Origin of the sequence: Cyanobium sp. Cruz CV13-4-11 (genome assembly GCF_024346055.1) — a bacterium.
Taxonomy (GTDB): domain Bacteria; phylum Cyanobacteriota; class Cyanobacteriia; order PCC-6307; family Cyanobiaceae; genus Cyanobium.
Genome location: NZ_JAGQCH010000005.1, coordinates 48,152 through 69,910, shown reverse-complemented (window position 1 = coordinate 69,910; position 21,759 = coordinate 48,152). Strand labels below are relative to the sequence as shown.

22 protein-coding genes are annotated in these 21,759 nt (G+C 67.8%); 17 read left to right on the top strand and 5 right to left on the bottom strand.

Going from position 1 to position 21,759, the window contains the following annotated elements:
- Nucleotides 1-91: 91 nt before the first annotated feature.
- Nucleotides 92-892 (top strand): BMC domain-containing protein, encoded by an 801-nt coding sequence (locus tag KBZ12_RS05400; protein WP_254956853.1) that lies wholly within the window; start codon nucleotides 92-94, stop codon nucleotides 890-892.
- Here the strand turns inward: KBZ12_RS05400 and KBZ12_RS05395 are convergent.
- The 4 genes from KBZ12_RS05395 to KBZ12_RS05380 form a co-directional block, all read right to left on the bottom strand.
- Nucleotides 870-2,837 (bottom strand): sensor domain-containing phosphodiesterase, encoded by a 1,968-nt coding sequence (locus tag KBZ12_RS05395; protein WP_254956852.1) that lies wholly within the window; start codon nucleotides 2,835-2,837, stop codon nucleotides 870-872. The two genes, KBZ12_RS05400 and KBZ12_RS05395, sit on opposite strands and share 23 nt — an antisense overlap.
- On the bottom strand, nucleotides 2,834-4,015 hold the full coding sequence (locus KBZ12_RS05390; protein WP_254956851.1) for a GGDEF domain-containing protein: 1,182 nt from the start codon (nucleotides 4,013-4,015) through the stop codon (nucleotides 2,834-2,836). Before KBZ12_RS05390 ends, KBZ12_RS05395 begins: the two co-directional genes overlap by 4 nt.
- A 26-nt stretch (nucleotides 4,016-4,041) precedes the next feature.
- The gene (locus KBZ12_RS05385) at nucleotides 4,042-5,472 is read right to left on the bottom strand and encodes a DUF3365 domain-containing protein (protein ID WP_254956850.1); all 1,431 of its coding nucleotides are present in this window, start codon (nucleotides 5,470-5,472) and stop codon (nucleotides 4,042-4,044) included.
- Nucleotides 5,473-5,554: 82 nt separating this feature from the next.
- Complete coding sequence (locus KBZ12_RS05380; RefSeq protein ID WP_254956849.1) at nucleotides 5,555-6,163, bottom strand: non-canonical purine NTP pyrophosphatase; 609 nt, start codon at nucleotides 6,161-6,163, stop codon at nucleotides 5,555-5,557.
- 235 nt (nucleotides 6,164-6,398) lie between these two features.
- Here KBZ12_RS05380 and KBZ12_RS05375 point away from each other — a divergent pair, with 235 nt between their 5' ends.
- From KBZ12_RS05375 to KBZ12_RS05335, 9 genes are all read left to right on the top strand, one after another.
- On the top strand, nucleotides 6,399-7,430 hold the full coding sequence (locus KBZ12_RS05375) for a sodium-dependent bicarbonate transport family permease (protein WP_254956847.1): 1,032 nt from the start codon (nucleotides 6,399-6,401) through the stop codon (nucleotides 7,428-7,430).
- A gap of 46 nt (nucleotides 7,431-7,476) precedes the next feature.
- Nucleotides 7,477-7,758: a P-II family nitrogen regulator gene (locus KBZ12_RS05370; protein WP_254956845.1), complete on the top strand. Its 282-nt coding sequence runs from the start codon at nucleotides 7,477-7,479 to the stop codon at nucleotides 7,756-7,758.
- A 201-nt stretch (nucleotides 7,759-7,959) separates the two neighbouring features.
- On the top strand, nucleotides 7,960-8,271 hold the full coding sequence (locus tag KBZ12_RS05365; protein WP_015107695.1) for a BMC domain-containing protein: 312 nt from the start codon (nucleotides 7,960-7,962) through the stop codon (nucleotides 8,269-8,271).
- 51 nt (nucleotides 8,272-8,322) lie between these two features.
- Nucleotides 8,323-9,735 carry a form I ribulose bisphosphate carboxylase large subunit gene (locus KBZ12_RS05360; protein WP_254956843.1) on the top strand — a complete coding sequence of 471 codons (1,413 nt, stop codon included), beginning with the start codon at nucleotides 8,323-8,325 and terminating at the stop codon, nucleotides 9,733-9,735.
- A 100-nt stretch (nucleotides 9,736-9,835) separates the two neighbouring features.
- Entirely contained in the window at nucleotides 9,836-10,177 is a 342-nt protein-coding gene (locus tag KBZ12_RS05355; RefSeq protein ID WP_094586905.1) for a ribulose bisphosphate carboxylase small subunit, read from the top strand.
- Between the two features lie 72 nt (nucleotides 10,178-10,249).
- Nucleotides 10,250-12,661 (top strand): CsoS2 family carboxysome shell protein, encoded by a 2,412-nt coding sequence (locus tag KBZ12_RS05350; protein ID WP_254956841.1) that lies wholly within the window; start codon nucleotides 10,250-10,252, stop codon nucleotides 12,659-12,661.
- Between the two features lie 6 nt (nucleotides 12,662-12,667).
- Nucleotides 12,668-14,203, top strand: coding sequence for a carboxysome shell carbonic anhydrase (locus tag KBZ12_RS05345; RefSeq protein ID WP_254956839.1), 1,536 nt, complete (start codon nucleotides 12,668-12,670; stop codon nucleotides 14,201-14,203).
- Between the two features lie 2 nt (nucleotides 14,204-14,205).
- Nucleotides 14,206-14,508 (top strand): carboxysome peptide A, encoded by a 303-nt coding sequence (locus KBZ12_RS05340; protein ID WP_254956837.1) that lies wholly within the window; start codon nucleotides 14,206-14,208, stop codon nucleotides 14,506-14,508.
- Entirely contained in the window at nucleotides 14,508-14,759 is a 252-nt protein-coding gene (locus KBZ12_RS05335; RefSeq protein ID WP_216909748.1) for a carboxysome peptide B, read from the top strand. The genes KBZ12_RS05340 and KBZ12_RS05335 overlap by 1 nt, the downstream gene beginning before the upstream one ends.
- Nucleotides 14,760-14,819: 60 nt before the next feature.
- Here KBZ12_RS05335 and KBZ12_RS18620 read toward each other — a convergent pair whose 3' ends face one another.
- A complete protein-coding gene (locus KBZ12_RS18620) occupies nucleotides 14,820-15,224 on the bottom strand; it encodes a hypothetical protein (protein WP_254956835.1) in 405 nt (134 codons plus the stop codon).
- On the opposite strand from KBZ12_RS18620, the gene KBZ12_RS18615 reads away from it, so the two are divergent.
- The 7 genes from KBZ12_RS18615 to cbbX are packed head-to-tail and all read left to right on the top strand — an operon-like array spanning nucleotide 15,202 to nucleotide 21,754.
- On the top strand, nucleotides 15,202-15,510 hold the full coding sequence (locus KBZ12_RS18615; RefSeq protein ID WP_143594029.1) for a BMC domain-containing protein: 309 nt from the start codon (nucleotides 15,202-15,204) through the stop codon (nucleotides 15,508-15,510). The genes KBZ12_RS18620 and KBZ12_RS18615 overlap by 23 nt on opposite strands.
- Nucleotides 15,510-15,983 (top strand): ferritin-like domain-containing protein, encoded by a 474-nt coding sequence (locus KBZ12_RS05320; RefSeq protein WP_315859417.1) that lies wholly within the window; start codon nucleotides 15,510-15,512, stop codon nucleotides 15,981-15,983. Before KBZ12_RS18615 ends, KBZ12_RS05320 begins: the two co-directional genes overlap by 1 nt.
- A gap of 11 nt (nucleotides 15,984-15,994) precedes the next feature.
- Nucleotides 15,995-17,839 carry an NAD(P)H-quinone oxidoreductase subunit F gene (locus tag KBZ12_RS05315; RefSeq protein WP_254956833.1) on the top strand — a complete coding sequence of 615 codons (1,845 nt, stop codon included), beginning with the start codon at nucleotides 15,995-15,997 and terminating at the stop codon, nucleotides 17,837-17,839.
- A 9-nt stretch (nucleotides 17,840-17,848) separates the two neighbouring features.
- Nucleotides 17,849-19,381 carry an NADH-quinone oxidoreductase subunit M gene (locus KBZ12_RS05310; RefSeq protein ID WP_254956831.1) on the top strand — a complete coding sequence of 511 codons (1,533 nt, stop codon included), beginning with the start codon at nucleotides 17,849-17,851 and terminating at the stop codon, nucleotides 19,379-19,381.
- Nucleotides 19,378-20,538, top strand: coding sequence for a CO2 hydration protein (locus KBZ12_RS05305; RefSeq protein WP_254956823.1), 1,161 nt, complete (start codon nucleotides 19,378-19,380; stop codon nucleotides 20,536-20,538). The genes KBZ12_RS05310 and KBZ12_RS05305 overlap by 4 nt, the downstream gene beginning before the upstream one ends.
- A gap of 15 nt (nucleotides 20,539-20,553) precedes the next feature.
- Nucleotides 20,554-20,799 carry a 4a-hydroxytetrahydrobiopterin dehydratase gene (locus KBZ12_RS05300; protein WP_254956821.1) on the top strand — a complete coding sequence of 82 codons (246 nt, stop codon included), beginning with the start codon at nucleotides 20,554-20,556 and terminating at the stop codon, nucleotides 20,797-20,799.
- Nucleotides 20,786-21,754, top strand: coding sequence for a CbbX protein (gene cbbX, locus KBZ12_RS05295; protein WP_254956820.1), 969 nt, complete (start codon nucleotides 20,786-20,788; stop codon nucleotides 21,752-21,754). The genes KBZ12_RS05300 and cbbX overlap by 14 nt, the downstream gene beginning before the upstream one ends.
- Nucleotides 21,755-21,759: the final 5 nt, after the last annotated feature.

The window sequence follows — 21,759 nt, the reverse complement described above, 5'->3', positions numbered from 1 at the left end:
ACTGCCATCGGTGGCAACCAGGGATCCCGGTGCTTCACCCCCCGGTGATCGAGACGATCGTCCTTTCCGGGAGTTGGCGCCTGGCGCCGTGATGGATTCGCAGGCTGCCCGTTCCTTCCTTCGCGACGACCGGTCGGACGCCAGGAGAAGGACGGCGAACCTCCGCATCACCGGCACCGATGTGAGCGGCGAGGCCTCCGGGGCCAGCTGCGTGATCACCACCGACAGCGAGGGCAGGCGCCTGGCGCGCCAGTCGAGCCACGTGCAGTCGATCGAGCTGCGCACCTACGTCTTCCTGGATTCGCTCCAGCCCCAGCTGGCGTCCTACATGGGCACGGTGTCCCATGGCTTCCTGCCGATTCCCGGCGATGCCTGCCTCTGGCTGGAGGTGTCCCCGGGCATGGCGGTGCACCGGGTCACCGACATTGCCCTGAAGGCCAGCACGGTGCGGCTCGGCCAGATGGTGGTGGAGCGGGCCTTCGGCTCCCTGGCCCTCTACCACCGGGACCAGAGCAATGTGCTCCACTCCGGTGACGTGGTGCTGGAGGCCATCGGCAGCCGGGTGGAGCTGCGCAGCCGCTGTGAGGTGACCTGGACCGAGATCATCCGGGCGATCACCCCCGACCATGCCGTGCTGATCAACCGCCAGAACCGCCGCGGTTCGATGATCCAGGCCGGCATGAGCATGTTCATCCTCGAGACCGAGCCGGCCGGCTACGTGCTGATCGCCGCCAATGAGGCGGAGAAGGGCTCCAACATCACCGTGGTCGACGTCAAGGCCGTCGGTGCCTTCGGCCGCCTCACCCTGGCGGGCAAGGAGGGCGATGTGGAGGAGGCCGCCGCCGCCGCCATGCGCGCCGTGGCCCAGATCAACGCCGGCGCCGGCGCCTGAAACGCCCCAGCAGATCAGCGGCCCAGGAACGCCCCGGCAGACGGCGGCGCAGGGCCCGCAGGCGACTGGCTTCCACGGGAATCGCCGGGGGACGGAACTCCTGCCGCTGCAGCTGTTCAATCGCCTCGGAAACCGAGACCGGCGGGGAGAACAGGTAGCCCTGGGCCTTGGCCACACCGTTCTGCAGCAGCCAGTCACGCTGGTCGCCACAGTCGACGCCCTCGGCGATCGTCGCCAGCCCCAGATCCTGCACCATCGTGAGCATGGTGCGCAGCAGGGTGCGGGGTGAATCCTGCTGTCCACTGAGGCGGGTCACGAAGGTCTGATCGACCTTGACGATCTGAATCGGCAGGGAGAGCAGTCGGGCCAGCGAGGAATAGCCGGTGCCGAAGTCGTCCAGGGCAATCCTCACGCCGCGGTGCGCCAGGGCATCAAGGAACTGATCAAAGGCCGCATCCGTGTATTGAAAGATGTCCTCCACAAGCTCCACCTGCAGGGTCCAGCCCGGCGGAATCGGCGTCTCGTCAATGAGGTTGAGCAGCCGTTCGCGCAGCTGGGGATCCTCCAGCAGCGTGCCGGAGAGATTGGCGCTCATCGTCATCTCCTGGCGCGGAATCGGCTGGGCCAGCAACGGCAGCGCCGCCAGGGCCTTCTCCAGGATCAGCAGGTCGAGTTCGCCGGTCAGGCCGGTCTCGAGGGCCAGCGGCAGGAAGTGGCTCGGCTGCAGCACCTCGCCGTTCTGGGGCCAGCGCGCCAGGGCCTCAAAGCCCACGGTTTCGCTGCTGGCGAGGTCCACGATCGGCTGCAGGTAGGGCACCAGCAGCTTGCGGGCCACGGCATCGCGGAAATCCGATTCCAGCCGATAGATCTGCTGGGCAGCCACGCGGGCCTCCGCATCGATCAGGCAGCAGGCACTGGCCGTGCGGCGGCTCGCCATCCGCAGCGCCATGCTGGTATCAGCCAGAATCGTCTCGGCGTTCTGATCGTTCTGGCGGCAGATGGCAAGGCCGATGGCCACCCCCATCGACAGGGCCTGGGAGCCGCTGCGATAGGGCTGGCCGCTGAAGGCGATCACCCGTTCCGCCAGCTGCTCCACGGCGGGCTGATCCTGCTGGAAGGGCAGCAACACCACCAGTTCGGCATCGGCAAAGCGGGCGATGGTGGCGGCCCTGGGGAGGGCTGCGAACATCCTCCGTGCCGCTTCATTGATGAAGTCTTCGGCCACCCTGCCGCCCAGGGTGGCGTTGATCCGCTCGTAATCGCGGAAGCGGCAGCGCATCACGGCGAAGGGGGCGCCGACATCCATCGTGAACAGCAGATCCAGCCTCTGCACCATCTGATCGCGACTGATCAGGCGCTCCAGGGAGCTCAGGCGCCTGGGGGAAGCCTCACCCCGGCGCTTCGGTTCCTGGCCCAGCGTGCGGCCGGCCGGACGGCCGGCGTCGGGTCTTCCCTCCAGCAGGCCTACGGTGAGCAGGGTCAGCCGCGTGAGGCTGTCGATCTGCTGCTGATCGAGCTGGTGCGGCTCGCGGCTGATCACACACAGACTCCCCACCGCGAAGCTCCTGGTGGTGATCAGCGGAAAGCCGGCATAGAAGCGGATATGGGGCTCACCGCTCACCAGGGGATTGCCGGCGAAGCGGGGATCCTCCAGACAGTCATCCACGATCATCGGATCGCGCTGCAGGATCGTGTGGCCGCAGAAGGAGATGCGGCGCGGCGTCTCCTCCTGGGCCAGGGGCACACCCACGCAGCTCTTGAACCACTGGCGGTTGGCATCCACCAGGCTGATGATGGCGATCTCCGTGCCGGCGATGCGCCGCGCCAACTCGCTGATGTCATCGAAGCGGGCGTCCGCACCCGTATCGAGGACGCCCAGGCTGTAGAGGTCCAGCAACCTGGCGTGCTCATCGGCCGGAATCGCGGGTTCCTGCATCCCCGTCATGGCGACAGCCTCAGGAGCGAGATCGACTCACCGCCGAACCACACAACCCGGTTGCGGCCCTCCTGCTTGGCCTGGTAGAGGGCGCGGTCCGCCACGGTATAGAGATAGTCGATGTTGTAGCCGCTATCGGCTGTGGCCAAGGCGCCGATGCTGGCCGTGATCGACAGGCGATGACCGCCATAGAGCACGGAACTGGTCTCCAGCTGAATCCGCAGCCGCTCCATCGCCCTGCGACCGGCCTCCTTAGGGGCGGGGATCAGCAGGGCGAACTCCTCGCCGCCGAAGCGACACACCAGATCTTCGGGGCGGGTCACCGCCTTGAGCACGCCGGCAACGGCCACCAGGGCCGCGTCGCCACAGCCGTGGCCATAGGTGTCGTTGATGCGCTTGAAGTGGTCGATATCGAGGATGGCGAACACATAGGAGCCATGGCTCTCCTCGGCAGCGGCCAGCAGGGTGATGGCCTGCTCCATGAAGTGGTTGCGGTTGCTCAATCCGGTGAGGCCATCCGTCTGGGCCTCCTCGGCCATCCGCGGCAGCAGCCGCATGGCGATGGTCAGCCAGCAGAATCCCGCCAGCAGGGTGGCGAACAGCATCGACACCAGCAGCCAGACCAGCACGTCCTCCAGCAGATGGACCCAGATGAGGCCGGCGTCGAAATTCACCACCACCAGGAAGCGTTGGCGGGGAAGGCCCAGATCCTGCGACGCCATCTCCACGGACCTGATGACCGTCAGGCTGTCGGTGGCGAGCCTGATGTTGCTGGATCGCAACAGGCCGCAGTCGTCACGATTCAGCCGAAAGCAGTCGACAACCGCGCGGAATTCAGGATCGCTGGTTTCGGGAAAGGAGAACACCGGATCGCCAATGGGCAGCGTCCGCCAGGCAGGCCTGGAGCTGTACGCAACGCGCCCCTCCCCATCCAGCACCAGCAGCAGATTCAGGTCATCGGCACCCCTGCTCCCGGAGGTTTTGCCATAGGCCTCCACCAGGCTCTGGCGCAGAGCGGGCGGCATCACCACCGCCATGGAGCTGGCCACGACCTCGCTGGCCTGCTCACCGGCGCGGATCACCTCGCGGTGACGCTCCAACACGTCGATCAACGAGAGCAGCAGGGTGAGCAGCAGCGTGGCCCCCAGCCAGTAGCCGAACAGCAGGCGCAGCAGCTGGCTGGACATTCGGCGGTGCAGGGATCGCGTCTCCTTCATCCGGCGTCGCGATGCTCTCGCAGCAGCTGGGCAATGCGCTCGAACACCTCGGTGAGCTGACCAAGGGCCTGCTGCTGCGAACGCAGGAACGCCTCCATCTGCAGGGAGGCGAGATCACCCGCGGCCTCCATCTGGCGCTGCAGGGCGTCACCGAAGCGGGCAGCATCGCTCAGGGCCTGCTCAGCCGTCTGGAGTTCTCCCTCCAGGGCACGCAGCTCCCGCAGCGGCACACCGGCCTCCTCCTTGAGGCGGGTGATATCCACCTGATTGGCCACATAGAAATCCGGTTGCTCACGGCTGGAGCCACCCACCGGCGTCAGCGTGAGGCGATTCCAGAAGCGGCTGCCGTCCTGGCGGTAGTTGATCAATTCACCGCTGTAGGGAGCCCCGGAGCGGATGGCCTGACGAAGGCGCTCCAACTCCTTGGGGTCCGTATCGGGGCCCTGCAGGAAGCGGCAGTTGAAGCCGATGGTCAGCGCCCTGGAATAGCCCGTGATCGCCGTGAAGGCCTGGTTCACGTACACCAGCGGATTGTCGGGCTGGCGCATGTCGGCCACGGCGATTCCCACCACGGAATGGTCAACGACCGTGCCGAAGATGGAGAGCTCCTGCACTTGGTCGGCCATGCGGGCCGAGAGCGTCGACTCGCGGGCATTGGCCTCCACCAGCCGCCGGTTCGTCTTGTTCAACTGCAGGCTCTGATGCCGAAAGACGCCTGTCGCCCCGACGGAGATCACGCCCAGCAGCCCCACGTAGCCCAACAAGTAACCGAGGTTGCCGAAGCCGTCCACGCGCAGGCCGCGCACCGTCACCGCCTGGATGCCGCGCACATCGCCCGGCTTCCAGTCGCGCTTCGGCGAATCGGGATGGGCGTTGTGGCAGGTCACACAGGCCTGACGCATCAGCACCGGGGTGGCCAGGCGGTAGGAGGAGCGCCCCAGGCCATTGCCTTCCAGCTTGGTGACGGTCTTCAGGCCAGGGTCGCTGCGGAAGGCCTCCAGTGCCTGCCCCTCAAAGGGATCGAGCCTGCGGGATACCCGATTGGCAAAGGGATAGTCGGAGATGAACTCATAGGAGATGCGCCCGTCGGTATGGGCGTTGTCAAACAGGGCGCCCAGCTCAATGGAAAGGGTGGCAGGAATCGGAATGCCGCCATGCACCTCGCGGTACTTCTCGGAATACACCGCCTGGCCGTCAGCGGCCTGCAGGCGGGCGATCACATTGTCGGCGTAGTAGGCGCGGATGCCCGACGCCAGCGTCGAGACCTCCCGGGCCTGCAACTGCATCTGGCTGATGGTGGCGCTCGAGATCGCGTTGAGCCCCACCACGGGCAGCAGCAACAGGCAGGCCAGCAACAGCCAGAGGATGGCATCAGGCCGCAGCAGAACCCGGCGCAGTTTGCCGATGCCGCCAGCTATGCGCGGCATAAGCCGCAGACCCAACCAGCGACGCCCCTGAACCACAGACCGACGCCCATGCTAGGGGTAATGCTTTAACACAAATGGGGCGTCAGGCCACCCCCAGCCAGTGCCTGAGCCCGGGGGCCATCGTCCGCGCCGCCTTGCCGCGGCTACCCAGCTTATGGCGCAGGTGCTCGGGGAGCTCGGCGTAGCTCAGGCCCGCCTCCCGCACCCAGAAGATCGGGTCGTAGCCGCCGCCATGGCCCTGGGGCGCGGTAAGGATCTCGCCGCGGCAGATCCCCTCGGCCTCGAGCACCGTGGTACCGCTGGGATCGGCCAGGGCCATGGCGCTGTTGAAACTGGCGCTGCGATAGGGCGTGGGCCCCAGCTCGTGCAGCAGCCGGTGAATCTTCTCGTGGTCGGTGGGGGCATAGCGGGCCGAATGCAGACCCGGGCGGCCATCGAGGGCATCTACCTCCAGGCCCGAATCATCGGCCAGCGACCAGCAGCCCGTGAGGGAGGCCACGGTGGAGGCCTTCAGGCGCGCATTCTCCACATAGGTGAGGCCCGTCTCCTCGATCTCCAGGCCCTTGGGCTGCTGCCGCACCTCCAGAGCCACCTCCGGACCTACACCCTCGAGCATGGCCGTGATCTCGGCCACCTTGTGGGGGTTGCCGCTGGCGATCACCAGCACCGGGCGGGAAGGGGAGAGGGACAAACCGGGCCCACGGGGGGCCCCATTGTGGTGCAGCGGGGTAGGGAGGTCGCTGAAGGGGTGGGGCAGGACGGGTTGAACATTCCACCCCCGGAGAACTCCAGGGTTCCTGCCCCGGGCGGAGGATAGGGAATTCGCCACCGATCGGACGAAACGGCGGGCAACATTGCGCGACCGGTGACGTTCGCCAGCCGGAATCGCCCCTAGGTTGCCTCCACCCTTTGGGCCCCGGAGGGCAATGCAGTCGAGCCTGGTCCTACAGAACCTGCTCTCAGCGCCGGTGCTGTTCTTCTTCCTGGGCATCCTCGGTGTTCTGGTCGGCTCCGACCTGGAGATCCCCTCACCGCTGCCAAAGCTCTTCTCCCTTTACCTCCTGCTGGCGATCGGCTTCAAAGGGGGCATGGAACTGGCCCACAGCGGCCTCGGCCCGCAGGTGTTGCTGACGATCGGGGCGGCGGTGGTGATGTCGTTGCTGGTGCCCCTCACGAGCTTCCTGCTGCTGCGGCTGCGGCTGGATGGCTACAACGCCGCCGCCATCGCCGCCTCCTACGGCTCCATCAGTGCCGTCACCTTCATCACCGCCGAGAGCTTCCTCAATGTTCTCGAGGTGAACTTCGACGGCTTCATGGTGGCGGCCCTGGCCCTGATGGAATCGCCGGCGATCGTGGTGGGGGTGATCCTGGCCAAGCTCTCGGCCCCTGCCGAAGATGCGGAGTCCGTCAGGGATCAAGAGAACGGCGGGGATCAGGAGGGCAGTGGCAGTCTGCGCTGGCGGGAAGTTCTCCAGGAGGCCTTTCTCAACGGTTCCGTGTACCTGTTGATCGGCAGCCTGGTGATTGGCTATGTGGTGGCCGCCTTCAGCCCGGCGGGGCTGGAAAAGATGGATCCCTTCACCGAAAAACTGTTCTACGGCGCCCTCTGCTTCTTCCTGCTCGACATGGGCATCGTGGCGGCGCAGAGGCTGCGGGACCTGCGCCAGACAGGGGCCTTCCTGATCGGCTTCTCCCTGCTGGCCCCCCCCGTGCATGCCCTGTTGGGGCTGCTGGTGAGTGCCCTGCTGGGCCTGAGCCAGGGGAACACCCTGCTGTTCATGGTGCTCTGCGCCAGCGCCTCCTACATCGCCGTGCCGGCGGCGATGCGTATGACCGTTCCCCAGGCCAACCCGAGCCTCTACATCTCCACGGCCCTGGGCCTCACCTTCCCCTTCAATGTGGTTGTCGGGATTCCCCTGTACATGGCGCTGACCCGACACTTCATCCCCGTCGGCTGAACGCAGGCCGTCTGCCATCCCGTCGCCGAACCTTCGCCCCGACACCATGAAGCGAATCGATCTGTTTCTCAGCGAACGGGAGTTGAACCGCGTCTGCAAGGCCATCACCGCGGCCGGGGCCAAGGGCTATTCAGTGATGCGGCACGTCACGGGCATGGGGCCGTCCGGGGAGATCTCGGAGGGGATGGATTTCAGCGGGCTGGGGGCCAATGCCCACGTGATCGTGTTCGTGGAGGACGCCGTGCTGGACGCCGTGGGCAAGGCCCTGCGCCCCCTGCTGAAGCGCTACGGCGGCGTGGGCTTCGTCTCGAGCGCCGAGCCCCTCTGAACGCGGCAGGCGGCGCCGCAGCGGCCGAGGCGGCAGCAGCGATCAAGCAAAGTTTGCTTTTTGTGTCGCACTGATCAGCTGCCCTTATCAGCCAATCGCGAAACCATGATGGCCGCAGGGCTGCCAATCGCTTGACGGAGGGTTTGACGGAGGAGCAAGGTTGCACACGAACATTCCACCCCCCTCCTCCAGGAGCAGGTAATGGCAAACGAAACCATGGGCATCGCCCTCGGCATGATCGAGACACGCGGTCTGGTCCCCGCCATCGAAGCGGCTGACGCCATGACCAAAGCCGCCGAAGTGCGCCTCATTGGTCGCGAATTCGTCGGAGGCGGCTACGTGACCGTCCTGGTGCGGGGTGAAACCGGTGCCGTCAACGCCGCCGTCCGCGCCGGCGCCGACGCCTGCGAGCGGGTGGGCGACGGCCTGGTGGCCGCCCACATCATCGCCCGTCCCCACCGTGAAGTGGAGCCGGCGCTGAACAGCAGCTTCGGCCTGGGATCGAAGGACTGAGCGGTCAAGGCGACCCTCTGATTTTTCATCCGAACCCATCCGAACAATCCCATGAGCAAGAAGTACGACGCCGGGGTCAAGGAGTACCGCGACACTTACTGGACTCCCGATTACGTCCCCCTCGACACCGACCTGCTGGCCTGCTTCAAGTGCACCGGCCAGGAAGGTGTTCCCAAGGAAGAAGTGGCTGCCGCCGTGGCCGCCGAGTCTTCCACCGGCACCTGGTCCACTGTGTGGTCCGAGCTCCTCACCGATCTCGACTTCTACAAGGGCCGCTGCTACCGCATCGAAGACGTCCCTGGTGACAAGGAGTCGTTCTATGCCTTCATCGCCTACCCCCTCGACCTGTTCGAGGAAGGCTCCGTGACCAACGTGCTCACTTCCCTGGTGGGCAACGTGTTCGGCTTCAAGGCCCTGCGACACCTGCGTCTGGAAGACATCCGCTTCCCGATGGCCTTCATCAAGACCTGCCCCGGCCCGCCGAACGGCATCCACGTCGAACGCGACCGGATGAACAAGTACGGCCGTCCCCTGCTGGGTTGCACCATCAAGCCCAAGCTCGGCCTCTCCGGCAAGAACTACGGCCGGGTGGTCTACGAATGCCTCCGCGGTGGCCTCGACTTCACCAAGGACGACGAGAACATCAACTCCCAGCCCTTCCAGCGCTGGCAGAACCGTTTCGAGTTCGTGGCCGAAGCCGTCCAGCTCGCCCAGGAAGAAACCGGCGAGAAGAAGGGGCACTACCTCAACTGCACCGCCGCCACTCCTGAGGAGATGTACGAGCGGGCCGAGTTCGCCAAGGAACTCGGGCAGCCGATCATCATGCACGACTACATCACCGGTGGCTTCACGGCCAACACCGGTCTGTCGAAGTGGTGCCGCAAGAACGGCATGCTGCTGCACATTCACCGCGCCATGCACGCGGTGATCGACCGCCATCCCAAGCACGGCATCCACTTCCGGGTGCTGGCCAAGTGCCTGCGCCTCTCCGGCGGCGACCAGCTGCACACCGGCACCGTGGTGGGCAAGCTCGAGGGTGACCGCCAGACCACCCTGGGCTTCATCGACCAGCTGCGCGAATCCTTCATCCCCGAAGACCGCACCCGCGGCAACTTCTTCGATCAGGACTGGGGTTCGATGCCCGGCGTCTTCGCCGTGGCCTCCGGCGGCATCCACGTGTGGCACATGCCCGCCCTGGTCGCCATCTTCGGTGACGACTCCGTGCTCCAGTTCGGTGGTGGCACCCACGGTCACCCCTGGGGCTCGGCCGCCGGAGCCGCCGCCAACCGGGTGGCCCTGGAAGCCTGTGTCAAGGCCCGCAACGCCGGCCGTGAGATCGAGAAAGAAGGCCGCGACATCCTCCTGGAAGCCGCCAAGCACAGCCCCGAGCTGGCCATCGCCCTCGAGACCTGGAAGGAAATCAAATTCGAGTTCGACACCGTCGACAAACTCGACGTCGGCTGAGCCGACATCCGGCCCCCTGCCTTGCCTCCGCTGACCGAAGGTGTACCCACCGGAGGTCAGCGGAGCTGGGCTTCCCATCCCATTCCCCACAAGGATCCCCATGCCCTTCAAGAGCACCGTGGGTGACTATCAAACAGTCGCCACCCTGGAGACCTTCGGCTTCCTCCCGCCGATGACCCAGGACGAGATCTACGACCAGATCGCCTACATCATTGCCCAGGGCTGGAGCCCCCTGGTCGAGCACGTCCACCCCAGCCGCTCCATGGCCACCTACTGGTCGTTCTGGAAGCTGCCCTTCTTCGGTGAGAAGGATCTGGGTGTGATCGTGAACGAACTGGAGTCCTGCCACCGGGCCTATCCGGACCATCACGTGCGCCTCGTCGGCTACGACGCCTACACCCAGAGTCAGGGTGCCTGCTTCGTTGTGTTCGAAGGCCGCTGATCCAGCGGTTCCAGCGGATCCCGACCGGCGGTCGGGATCCATCACTTTTGATCATCCATTCACGGGGCGGACATGGCCAGGACCACCAGTCGGGAAGCAGCTCTGGAGCGCCGCAAGGCCCTCACCAACGGCGGCAAGAAAGCCTCCGCCCAGTTCATGTCCTCCCCGGGCAGGGTGCGCACGGCCGCTGACGCCCAGCGCAGCCGCCCCGAAACGGTGAGTGCCGCACCTGTCGCCGCTGCCCCGGCGCCCCAGCGCCCCACCCCCACCGCGCGTCGTGGGGGTGCTTCCTCCCTGAGCGCCTCCTCCGGCTCCGGCCATCGCAGCAACGCCAAGCCGTTGGCGAACCCCAGCCGGAACCTGGTGCTGGAGCGCAGGGAAGCCCTCTCCCGCCGCGGCAAGCGCGCCGACACCTCCAGCGACCGCACCCGCCAGGAGGCGATGCGCGCCAGCAAGGCCAGCGCCGCCACCCCCGTCGCGGCCACCGCCAGCGACCGCCCCTGCGGTTGCAAGGACGCCAAGGCGGCGGCCGCCGCCGCCGTGAGCACCAGCTCTTCCGCCGGCCTCGGGGCCTCCCTGGCCAACCGAAATTCGCGGAACGGCGAGCGCCGCGGCACCGCCAAGCGCACCGCCCAGCACAACCCCAGCCGGGCCATCGTCATGGCCCGGCGCGAGGCCCTCTCCAAGCGGGGCAAATCCGCCAGCGCCCCCACCAGCGCCGTCGCCGCCTCGGTGGCTCGCCAGGCGAACCCCGACATGAGCAGCCGCGAGCTGGCCCAGAAGGTGCGCGAACTGAAGTGCAAGGTGGGCTCCGCCGGCAGCTCCCGCAGCGGTGGCTCCCGTCCCACCGGGCCCCGACGCGGCCAGGCCAAGATCGATGCCGCCGCCGATGCCCATTGGAAGGTGGGTGTGAGCGAGACGGCCCGGGGCCAGGTGGTCACCGGCACCCAGGCCAACCGTTCCCTCAAGACCACCGGCAACGAGGCCAGCACCTGCCGGCCGGTCACCGGCACTGAGTACATGGGCGCCGAGATCTTCCGCACCTTCTGCCAGAGCGATCCCACCCCCCTGCAGCCCGCCAAGGTGCGGGTGAGCGCCACCAGCCACGGCAACCGGGTCACGGGCAACGAGGTCGGTCGTTCCGAGAAGGTCACCGGCGACGAGCCCGGCACCTGCAAAAACGTCACTGGCACCGAGTACATCTCCGCCAACCAGAGCGCCGCCTGGTGCGGCACCTCCGCCCCCGCTCCCTCCCCCCGCAAGGTGGCCTTCACCCGCACCACCGAGGGCCGGCCGGTCTCCGGGGTGAGCGTGGAGCGCTCCGAAAAAGTCACCGGCAACGAGCCGGGTGCCAATCGCCAGCTCACCGGCACCCAGTACATGGACGACCAGGCCCAGGTGCCTGGCCGTGCCCCCGCCAAGGTCAGCAGCCTGCACACCCTGCGGGGCACCGGCATCACCGGCACCCACGTGGGCCGCAGTGAGCACGTCACCGGCGACGAGCCGGGCTCCTGCCGCCTGGTCACCGGCGACGAATACATCGGCACCCAGCAGTTCGAACAGTTCTGCGGCACCAAGCCGGCACCGGAAGCGGCCAAGGTGGGCTTCAGCGTCACCAACAAGGCGATGGTGGTGAGCGGCACCCGCACCGGCCGTTCCGAGAAGGTCACCGGCGATGAACCCGGCACCTGCAAGGCGGTCACCGGCACCCCCTACGCCGGCATGGAGCAGGCGGGTACCTGGTGCTCCTCCGACCGGCTGACCGAGATCCGCCAGCGCACCCCGGTGCGCATGGGCACCGTGATGACCGGTCTTCAGCCTGGCGTCGGCGGCGTCATGACCGGTGCCGAGCGCGGCGCCTGCGAGGACATCACCGGCACCCCCTACATCGGCGGCGACCAGCTGGCAGAAGCCTGCGGCGCCGCCGTTAGCCAGGACGCCGACTTCCCCCAGCCCCTCACTGGTCAGCCCTGGCAGCAGTTCAGTGTCCAGTCCCCGGCCCGCGCCGCCCAGACGGCCCAGAGCTCCCGCCAGCGGCCCGGTGGCGTTACCGGCAACAGCTACGAGCAGGGCAACCGCATCACCGGACCGTTCGACATGGCCGCCGACAAGGTGACCGGCACCGAACAGTTCCGCTTCGACCGTCCCGCCCAGGATCGGGTGCGCCTCCGCCCGCCGGCGGCGGCAGCTCCGGTGACTGTCGATGAGGATGCCCGTCCCACCTCCCGAGTCACCGGCGAAGGCATCTCCGCCGGCCTGAACATCACCGGTGACGACTGGGATCGGGGCAAGCACGTCACCGGCACCGAAGGGGCCTCGGCCCGTCGCCGCAACCCCAGCAGGGTTGGCCCGATGTCGGCCATGCCCGGCTTCCAGAACAAGCGCAACGAGGCCCTGCCCGAGCCCACCAACAAGATCACCGGATCCAGCGGCAGCACCAACTCCGGTTCCCTGATCACGGTCTCCGGCGGAGCCCGGGGCTGATCCCTGATGCCCCGCCGCCCGGCTCCAACGATCCGTCCCCTTGCCCCCAGCGCCCCCCGGCGCCGGACCGACGCTTCCGGTGGCGCCGATCTCTCCCGGCGCCTGGCGGCTGTCCGGCTCGGTCAGGGGGCGTCGGGCCTCCATCCGCTGACGGACAGCGCCGCCAACGCGGCCCTCGAGGGCTACGACCGCGGCGTCAAGGACGCCTTCGATCGGATCGTGCCCGTGCTCAAGCGCCTGTCGGCCCTGCAGCACGAGGATGACTTCGTCGCGCGCGCCCAGGCCCTGGCCCAGGCCGAACTGGGGTTCAGCCTGCCCCTGCCGATCCTGGAGAAGGCCTGGGTCAGCCAGCTCGACATGCGCAGCCTGTTCGCCTGGTGCGTCTTCGAAACCTACGAACAGACCAGCGACGGGTTTTTCCGCAACGATCCCCTGCAGGGCCAACCCGGCAGCCCGGCGGCGGCGGAATTCAACGCCTTCCTGCTCTCCTGTGGCTTCCACCTGCTGGATGCCACCCCCTGCGCCGATGGACGCCTGGCCCATGCCATCGCCTTTGCCCTGAGGCTGCCGTTCAGCTCGGTGCGCCGCCGCCCCCATGCCGGTGCCCTGTTTGATGTGGAGAACACGGTCAACCGCTGGGTCAAGACCGAACATCGCCGCTACCGGGAGGGCGTTCCCAACCCCGCCCATGACGACACCCGTTACCTGAAGGTGGTGCTGTACCACTTCAGTTCCCGTGACCCGTCCCACGAGGGCTGCGCCGCCCACGGCAGTGATGACGCCCTGGCCGCCAGCTGCGGCCGAGCGCGGCTGATGGAGTTCCAGCAGGCCGTGGAGAACAGCTTCTGCTGCGGCGCCTCCGTCGACCTGCTGCTGCTGGGGATCGACACCGACACCGACGCCATCCGGGTTCACGTGCCGGGCATGGATGGCAGCACCCGCCTGGATCACTGGCTGGATGCCACCACGGTGTATGAGGCGACGCGCCACCTGCACCCCGAGGAGGCCAGGCGCCGGATCGCCGAGCTGGCCACGGCGGCGGCAGCGAGCACCCCTGATCCCGGCATGGTGCGGCTGATTGCCCGGCTCCTGGAGCACAACATCTCCCAGATCGACTACGTGCGCCAGTACCACCACGGCCACTACGCCGATGCCGGCCATGCCGAGCGCTTCATCGGCGTGGGGATCGGCTTCAAGGAGATCCACCTGCGCAACCTCACCTACTTCGCCTACATGGACACCGTTGAGGAGGGGGCCCCCGACATGGACGTGGGAGTGAAGATCTTCAAGGGCCTCAACGTCTCCCGCGGCCTGCCGGTGCCGGTGGTGGTGCGCTTCGATTACAACGGCAAGGTGCCCGGTGCCCGGGAGCGGGCGGTGCGCCATGCCCAGCGGGTGCAGGAAGCGATCGAGAACCGTTACCCGGATCTTTTTGCCCAGGGCCTGCTGCATGCCCTGCTCACCGTGCGCGACCAGGAACGGCACACGCCCGCCGAGGCGGTAGGTTCCACCATCAGCCTCACCACCGCAGGAGGGCACTGACCATGTTGATCTGCAAAGTGGTCAAGCCCCTTGTCTCGACCAACCGCATCCCTGATTTCGAGCACAAGCACCTCCAGGTGGTTCAGGACGGCAGCACCCAGAAGGTGGCCGTCGATGCGGTGGGCTGCATCCCTGGCGACTGGGTGATCTGCGTGGGCAGCTCGGCGGCCCGTGAGGCTGCAGGCAGCAAGTCCTACCCCAGCGATCTCACGATCGTGGGGATCATCGACCACTGGGACCCCGACGCCGGCAAGCCCAGCCCGCCCCCAAGCGGTGCCGCGGCCACCCAGGGAGGTGCCGCCTGATGGAGATCATGCAGGTCACCGGTTCCCTGGTCTGCTCCCAGCGGGTCCCCGGCCTGGAACACTGGAACCTGCGGGTGCTGCGCAGCCCCAAGGGCAAGCTCAGCGTCGCCGTGGACCCCGTCGGTGCCGCCCCCGGCAACTGGGTGTTCACCGCCAGTGGTTCGGCCGCACGCTTCGCCTGTGGCAACCCGGAGACGCACACCGACCTCACCATCGGCGGCATCATCGATTTCTGGGAGCCGGACGGGTAAGCGCCGGGGGGTACCGCCCCTGGCGGCCTGCCTCCTGTCGATCATCAGCAGTCCTGTTCCTCATCCCCGCGCCCGTCCCATGGCCAGCCGCACCCCCCGCACCGGTCCCGACGCCACCCCCCAGCCGGCCACTTCCGCTCCGGCGCCGGCCGCCGCCAAACCGGCGACACCGGCGGCGGCTCCACCGCCCGTGGCTGGCAGCACCGCAGGGCCAGCCGGGGGCGGCACCCCGCCGGCGCTGCCACCAGCGGCGGCATCCCAACCGGTGGCCAAACCGGCGGCGGCCACCAAGGCCCCCCGGGCGGCCCGCGCCACCGCACCGGCCCGCCAGCTGCGGCGGACTCCCGCCACCACCGCCCGCTCCAGCGCCTCCAGCCCCAGCCGCCGCGGCAGCGGTGGCGCCGGCACCCCCCCCACGACCCCCACTCCCCGTACCCCCTCCATGGCCCCCACCATCCACGGCATCGCCCTCGGTCTGATCGAAACCCGTGGCCTGGTGCCGGCGATCGAAGCGGCGGATGCCATGACCAAAGCCGCCGAGGTCACCCTGATCGCCCGCGAGTTCGTCGGCGGCGGCTACGTCACCGTGATGGTGCGCGGTGAAACCGGTGCCGTGAACGCGGCCGTGAGGGCCGGAGCCGATGCCTGCGAGCGGGTGGGCGACGGCCTGGTGGCCGCCCACATCATTGCCCGTCCCCACAGCGAAGTGGAGCCTGCCCTGGCGGCCTCCGGCGTCGGCCGCAGGGGCTGATGCCCATGGACGCCGCCCATCCGCGCGTCCTCGGCTACCTGGGCCGCGCGTTGAGCCTGGAGCTGTCCGCCGTGCAGCAGTACATGACCCAGGCCTCCCTCGTGGAGCTCTGGGGCGAGGCCGACGCCGCTGAACAGTTTCGCCAGGAAACGGTCGAAGAACTGCGGCATGCCGAACGGCTGGTGCAGCGCATGCTTCAGCTGGGGGTGGCCCCGGCCGCCTCCCAGCTGCGGCCCGTCGGCCACGCCGCCGATCTGGTGGGTCTGCTGCGCCTCGATGCCGACCTCGAACAGGATCTGATCCAGCACTACGCCGAAGCCACGCGCTTCTGTCTGCTGATCGGCGATCGCAACAATGAGGCCTTTTTCCGAACCCTCAGGGACGAAGAACAGCAGCATGGGGAAGCGCTGGCAGCCTGGCTGGACAGCCTGGGCAACGCCCAGTCCCGTTCCCTGCAACGGGCCACCTTCTGACGTCCCTCCCTTTGCCGGACACCCTTCCCCTGTCGATCCAGCTCAGCTGGCTGATTCCGCTCTACGGATTCAGCGGCATGGTGCTCTCGCTGCCCTGGGCGACCGGCTGGATCCGACGCAACGGTCCCCGTCCGGCCGCCTACCTCAACCTGCTGGTCACCTTGCTGGCGGTGTTGCACGGCAGCCTCGTCCTGCGTGACGTGCTGGCCCTCGGCCCCCAGCACCTCGACATCGCCTGGTTCGCAGCGGCCGACCTGGACCTGCGCATCGGCTTCGATCTCTCCCTCACCAACCTGGCGGCCCTGGAGCTGGTGACGTTCATGAGCCTGGTGGGGCAGGTGTTCGCCCTCGGCTACCTCGACAAGGAATGGTCCCTGGCGCGGTTCTATGCCCTGGTGGGCTTCTTCGAAGGGGCCATGGCAGGGGTGGTGCTGAGCAGCAACCTGTTCATGAGTTATTTCTTGCTGGAGATGCTCACCCTCTCCACCTATCTGCTGGTGGGCTTCTGGTACGCCCAGCCCCTGGTGGTCACCGCCGCCCGTGATGCCTTCCTCACCAAGCGGGTGGGGGACGTGCTCCTGCTGATGGGCGTGGTCACCCTGTCGGCCTTGGCCGGATCGCTGGAGTTCAACGACCTCTACGCCTGGTCGGCCCACCAGACCCTGCCGGCCCTGGGGGCCACCCTGCTGAGCCTGGGGCTGATCGCCGGACCGATGGGGAAATGCGCCCAGTTCCCGATGCACCTCTGGCTGGATGAGGCCATGGAGGGGCCCAACCCGGCGTCGATCCTGCGCAACTCCGTGGTGGTCACCTGTGGTGCGGTGGTGCTGCTGAAGGTGATGCCGCTGCTGTTGATCTCGCCGGTGGCGATCGATGTGCTGCTGGCGGTGGGCACCATTAGTGCGCTGGGCGGTGCCCTGGTGGCGATCTCCCAGGTCGACCTGAAGCGGGCCTGCTCTTACTCCACCACCTCCTACCTGGGGCTGGTGTTCGTGGCCATCGCCCTGCAGCAGCCCTTCATTGCCCTGTTGCTGCTCTTCTCCCATGCGGTGGCCAAGGCCGTGCTGTTCATGAGCGTGGGCAGCGTCATCGCCACCACCAACTGCCAGGACCTCACCGAACTGGGCGGCCTGGGCTCCCGCATGCCCGCCACCACCAGCGGATTCCTGGTGGGGGCGGCCGGCCTCACCGGCCTGCTGCCCCTGGGCTGCTTCTGGAGCTTCGGCCTGATGGTGGAGGGGCTGAGCTCCAGGGCCCCCTTCTTCGCCGCCGTCGTGCTGCTCACCAACGGCCTGACGGCCCTCAACTTCACCAGGGTCTACCGTCAGGTGTTCATGGGGTGCCCCCACCCCAAGACCCGCCGGACACCGGAGGTGAACTGGCTGATGGCCCTGCCGATGGTGACCGTCGCGGTGCTGGTGCTGGTGACCCCGCTGGTGATGGCGCGCATCGACCGCGTCCCCGGCATCGGTGCCTTCTCGGGCGGCACGGCCCTGGCGCTGGTGGGCAGCGGCCTGGCCGGCCTGCTGGCCGGCAGCCTGATCCCCCTGGACACCTTCTGGTCCCGCTCCGTGCGCCAGCCCCTGCGTGTCCTGCAGGACCTGCTCGCCTTCGACTTCTATACCGACCGCATCTACCGGGCCACGATCGTGGCCTTCGTGGCCGGCCTGGCCCGAATCACCAATGGCTTCGACCAACTGGTGGTGAACGGGCTGGTCAACCGCATCGCCGACGTCTCGATGGCCTCGGCCGAAAGCCTGAAACTGGGGGTGAGCGGCCGTCTCCAGACCTACGTCTTCACCGTGGTGGCCGCGATCGTGGTGCTGATCGGCAGCCTCTCCTGGCTGGGGGGCTGAGGCGGAACCATGCTGAGCGCCCTGCTGCTGATTCCCTTCGCCGGCGCCCTCGGCCTGCTCTGCTGGCCCGGCGAGCTGGCCACCGAGCGCATCCGCCGCGCCGCCCTTGGCCTGCTGGTCCTGCAACTGCTCTGGAGCCTGCGGGTGCTGCTGGTCTTCGATGTCAGCGATCCGGGCCTGCAGCTGCAGGAGTCCTTCGCCTGGGTCGACAGCATCGGCCTCGATTACCGCCTGGGGGTCGATGGCCTGGCCATGCCGCTGGTGTTGGTCAACGCCGCCCTCACCCTGGTGTCGGCGATCTGCACCCGCGACCTCAGCCAGCGTCCCCGGCTCTACTTCGCCCTGCTGCTCGGGATCAGCGGCGCGGTGAACGGGGCCTTCCTCTCCGAGAACCTGCTGCTGTTCTTCCTCTTCTATGAGCTGGAGCTGATTCCCCTCTGGCTGCTGATCTCGATCTGGGGCGGCGCCAACCGGGGCTATGCGGCCACCAAGTTCCTGATCTTCACCGCCATCTCCGGCGTGCTGATCCTGGGGGCCTTCCTGGGCCTGGCCCTGGTCACCGGCCAAGCCGATTTCGGCATCAACCCGGTGACCACCGCCCAGCTGGGCATGGGCACCCAGCTGGTGCTGCTCGGGGCGCTGTTGATCGGTTTTGCCATCAAGATCCCCCTGGTGCCCTTCCACACCTGGCTCCCCGATGCCCACACCGAGGCCTCCACGCCGGTGTCGGTGCTGCTGGCGGGTGTGCTGCTGAAACTGGGCACCTACGGGCTGCTGCGCTTCTGCCTGGGCCTGTTCCCTGAGGCCTGGGCCTTGCTCGCGCCCTGGCTGGCGGGCTGGGCGGCGGTGTCGGTGCTGTACGGCTCGCTGGCGGCCATCGCCCAGCGGGACATGAAACGGATGGTGGCCTACAGCTCCGTGGGCCACATGGGCTACATCCTGCTGGCCGCCGCCGCCGCCACCCCTGTGAGTCTGCTGGGGGCCGTCTTCCAGATGGTCAGCCACGGGCTGATCTCTGCCCTGCTGTTCCTGCTGGTGGGCGTGGTCTACCGCAAGACCCGCACCCGGGACCTGGAGGTGCTGCGCGGCCTGCTCAACCCCGAGCGGGGCCTGCCCTTCACCGGCACCCTGATGATCCTGGGGGTAATGGCCAGCGCCGGCATGCCTGGCATGGCGGGCTTCATCTCCGAATTCCTGGTGTTCCGCGGCAGCCTCGCCGCCTTCCCGCTGGCCACCCTGCTGTGCATGGTGGGCTCCGGGCTCACGGCGGTGTACTTCCTGCTGCTGGTGAACCGGGCCTTCTTCGGCCGCCTGGCGGTGACCCCACCCAGCGGCGATCCTGTGGCCGATTCCCGCCTCGAGGTGCGCCTGCCGGCGGTCGCCCTGCGCGAAACCCTGCCTGCCCTGGCCCTGGCCAGCGGTGTGGTGGGCCTGGGGGTGCTGCCCTGGGGGCTGGGCAAGCTGAGCGAACAGGCCACCACCGCCATGGCTCAGTTGCCGGCCCTGGTGGCGGCGATTCAGGGCGGAGGGCTGCTGTCATGAGACCGATCCCCCGTTCTCCAAAGCCGCCCCTCACCTTCAGCGGCGGGCTTCCCTCCAGTGACGACCTGGTGGAAACACTGCTGGCCGGACGCACCCTGCTGGCTGAGTCCCCCGATCACCTGAGCCAGGTGGTGGACGTGCTGGAGAGCTACGGGGAGGTGCTGGATGCCTACAGCATCAACCTCATTTACCAGGCCGAGAAGCAGTTCCTGAATCCCTTCCCGGTGTTCCGCTTCCTCGACGGTGACCACAGCCCGGCGAAGATCTGGCGCCATCTCCTGCACGACCGGATCAACTTCGAATATGCGGAGTACTGCCAGAAGGCGATGCTCTGGCACGGCACCGGTGGCCTCGATGCCTACCTCGACAGCGAGGCCTTTGCGGCCAACTGCGCCGCCATCGTGGCCCGCAAGACCCGGCGCGACCCCCTGCTGGCGGCCCTCAACCCGCTGTTTCCCCAGTTCCTGGGCGAACTGATCCGCTCGGCGGCCACCACCCATGCCCTGGGCCAGTTCTGGCGGGTGATGAGCGATCTGTTCATCGATCTGGCCAGGGCCGAGCGGGACGGGCGGGTGGACTCGATCGCCGCGGTGGTCACGTTCATCAAGGAGGGCCTGGTGGCGGCGGCGGGGGCCCCGATCACCTACGCGGTGGAGATCGCCGGCAGCCGCTTCTGGGTGCTCCCCCCCGAGGCGGGCCTCACCTTCCTGATGGATGTGGCCGTGCCCTACGTCGAAGCGGTGTTCCTGCGCGGCACGCCGTTCCTGGGCACCGTGTCCTTCAACGCCCAGGCCCAGCAGATTTCCCCTGACCAGGCCCAGTTCATGTATGGCGCCCTCTACGCCGACCCGCTGCCCACCATGGGCTCGGGCATCCCGCCCAGCCTGCTGATGCAGGACATGTACCGCCACCTGCCCGACCGTCTGCACCAGACCTACCTGGCCGGCATCCGCGGCGCCGGGGACGTGCGGGTGAAGATCTGCATGACGTTCCAGAAGGCGATGTTCTGCGTCACCAACGCCGCCATCGCCGGCACCTTCCCCCATCCGCTCGACAGCGACGTCCCGGCGCAGCAGGCGGCCAACCGGGCCTACGCCGCCGCCTGGGCCGCCCGCCTCTGCGTGGCCCGCACCGACTGTCTCGATGATCCGGGCTGATCTAAGGTCGGGTCCATGGATCAGCCCTGGACCCGACGGCCCCGACCGGATCGGCTCGAGCGCCGCATCGAGTTCGATGACTACGAACGCACCCGCACCTTCCTGGAGCGCCTGAACGGCCTCTCGGAGCAGGAGGGCCGCTTCCCCGACATCAGCTTCGGGCGCACCTACGTGAACCTCACGCTGCGCGCCGAAGCCGACGAGGACCCGATCGGCGAACCGGAGGAAACCTTCGCCAAGGCCATCGATGGGCTCCTCTAGCGACGAGGCTGCCGACGTGGCTGGGGAAGCCGTGCCCCAGGAGTCGACCCTGGTGGACCTGCGGGCGGCCTACGACGCCGCCGGCATCAAGGAGGTGCTCGACCAGCTCGACCGGGAACTGATCGGCCTGCGCCCGGTGAAGGCCCGGATCCGGGAAATCGCCGCCCTGCTGGTGATCAACCGGGCCCGCACCCAGGTGGGGCTCGACACGGCACCGCCCAGCCTGCACATGTCGTTCACCGGCCGGCCCGGCACTGGCAAGACGACCGTGGCGGAACGCATGTCGAAAATCCTGCACGGGCTCGGCTATGTGCGCAAGGGCCATGTGGTGACGGCCACCCGCGACGATCTGGTGGGCCAGTACATCGGCCACACCGCCCCGAAAACCAGGGAGATGCTCAAAAAAGCGATGGGCGGCGTGCTGTTCATCGACGAGGCCTATTACCTCTACAGACCCGAGAACGAACGGGATTATGGCGCCGAGGCGATCGAGATCCTGCTGCAGGTGATGGAGAACAACCGCAACGATCTGGTGGTGATCTTCGCCGGCTACAAGGAGCGGATGGACATCTTCTACCAGAGCAACCCGGGTCTCTCCTCGCGGGTGGCCAACCACATCGACTTCCCCGACTACACCGCCCCGGAACTTCTGGCGATCGCCCAGCTGATCCTGGCGGCGGAGAACTACCGCTTCAGTGCGGAGGCGGGTGCGGCCTTCGCCGAGTACATCCAACGCCGCATTCAGCTGCCCTTCTTCGCCAATGCCCGCTCGATCCGCAACGCCATCGACCGGGCCCGGATGCGCCAGGCCAACCGGCTGTTCAGCGGCATGGGCCACGCCCTGACCAAAACCGACCTGATGACGATCGAGGCCGACGACATCATCGCCAGCCGGGTGTTCCACGGGGAAGTGGAGGGGCTGGATCCGGCCCGGCCCCTCACCGGCGCCGGCTGAGCCTC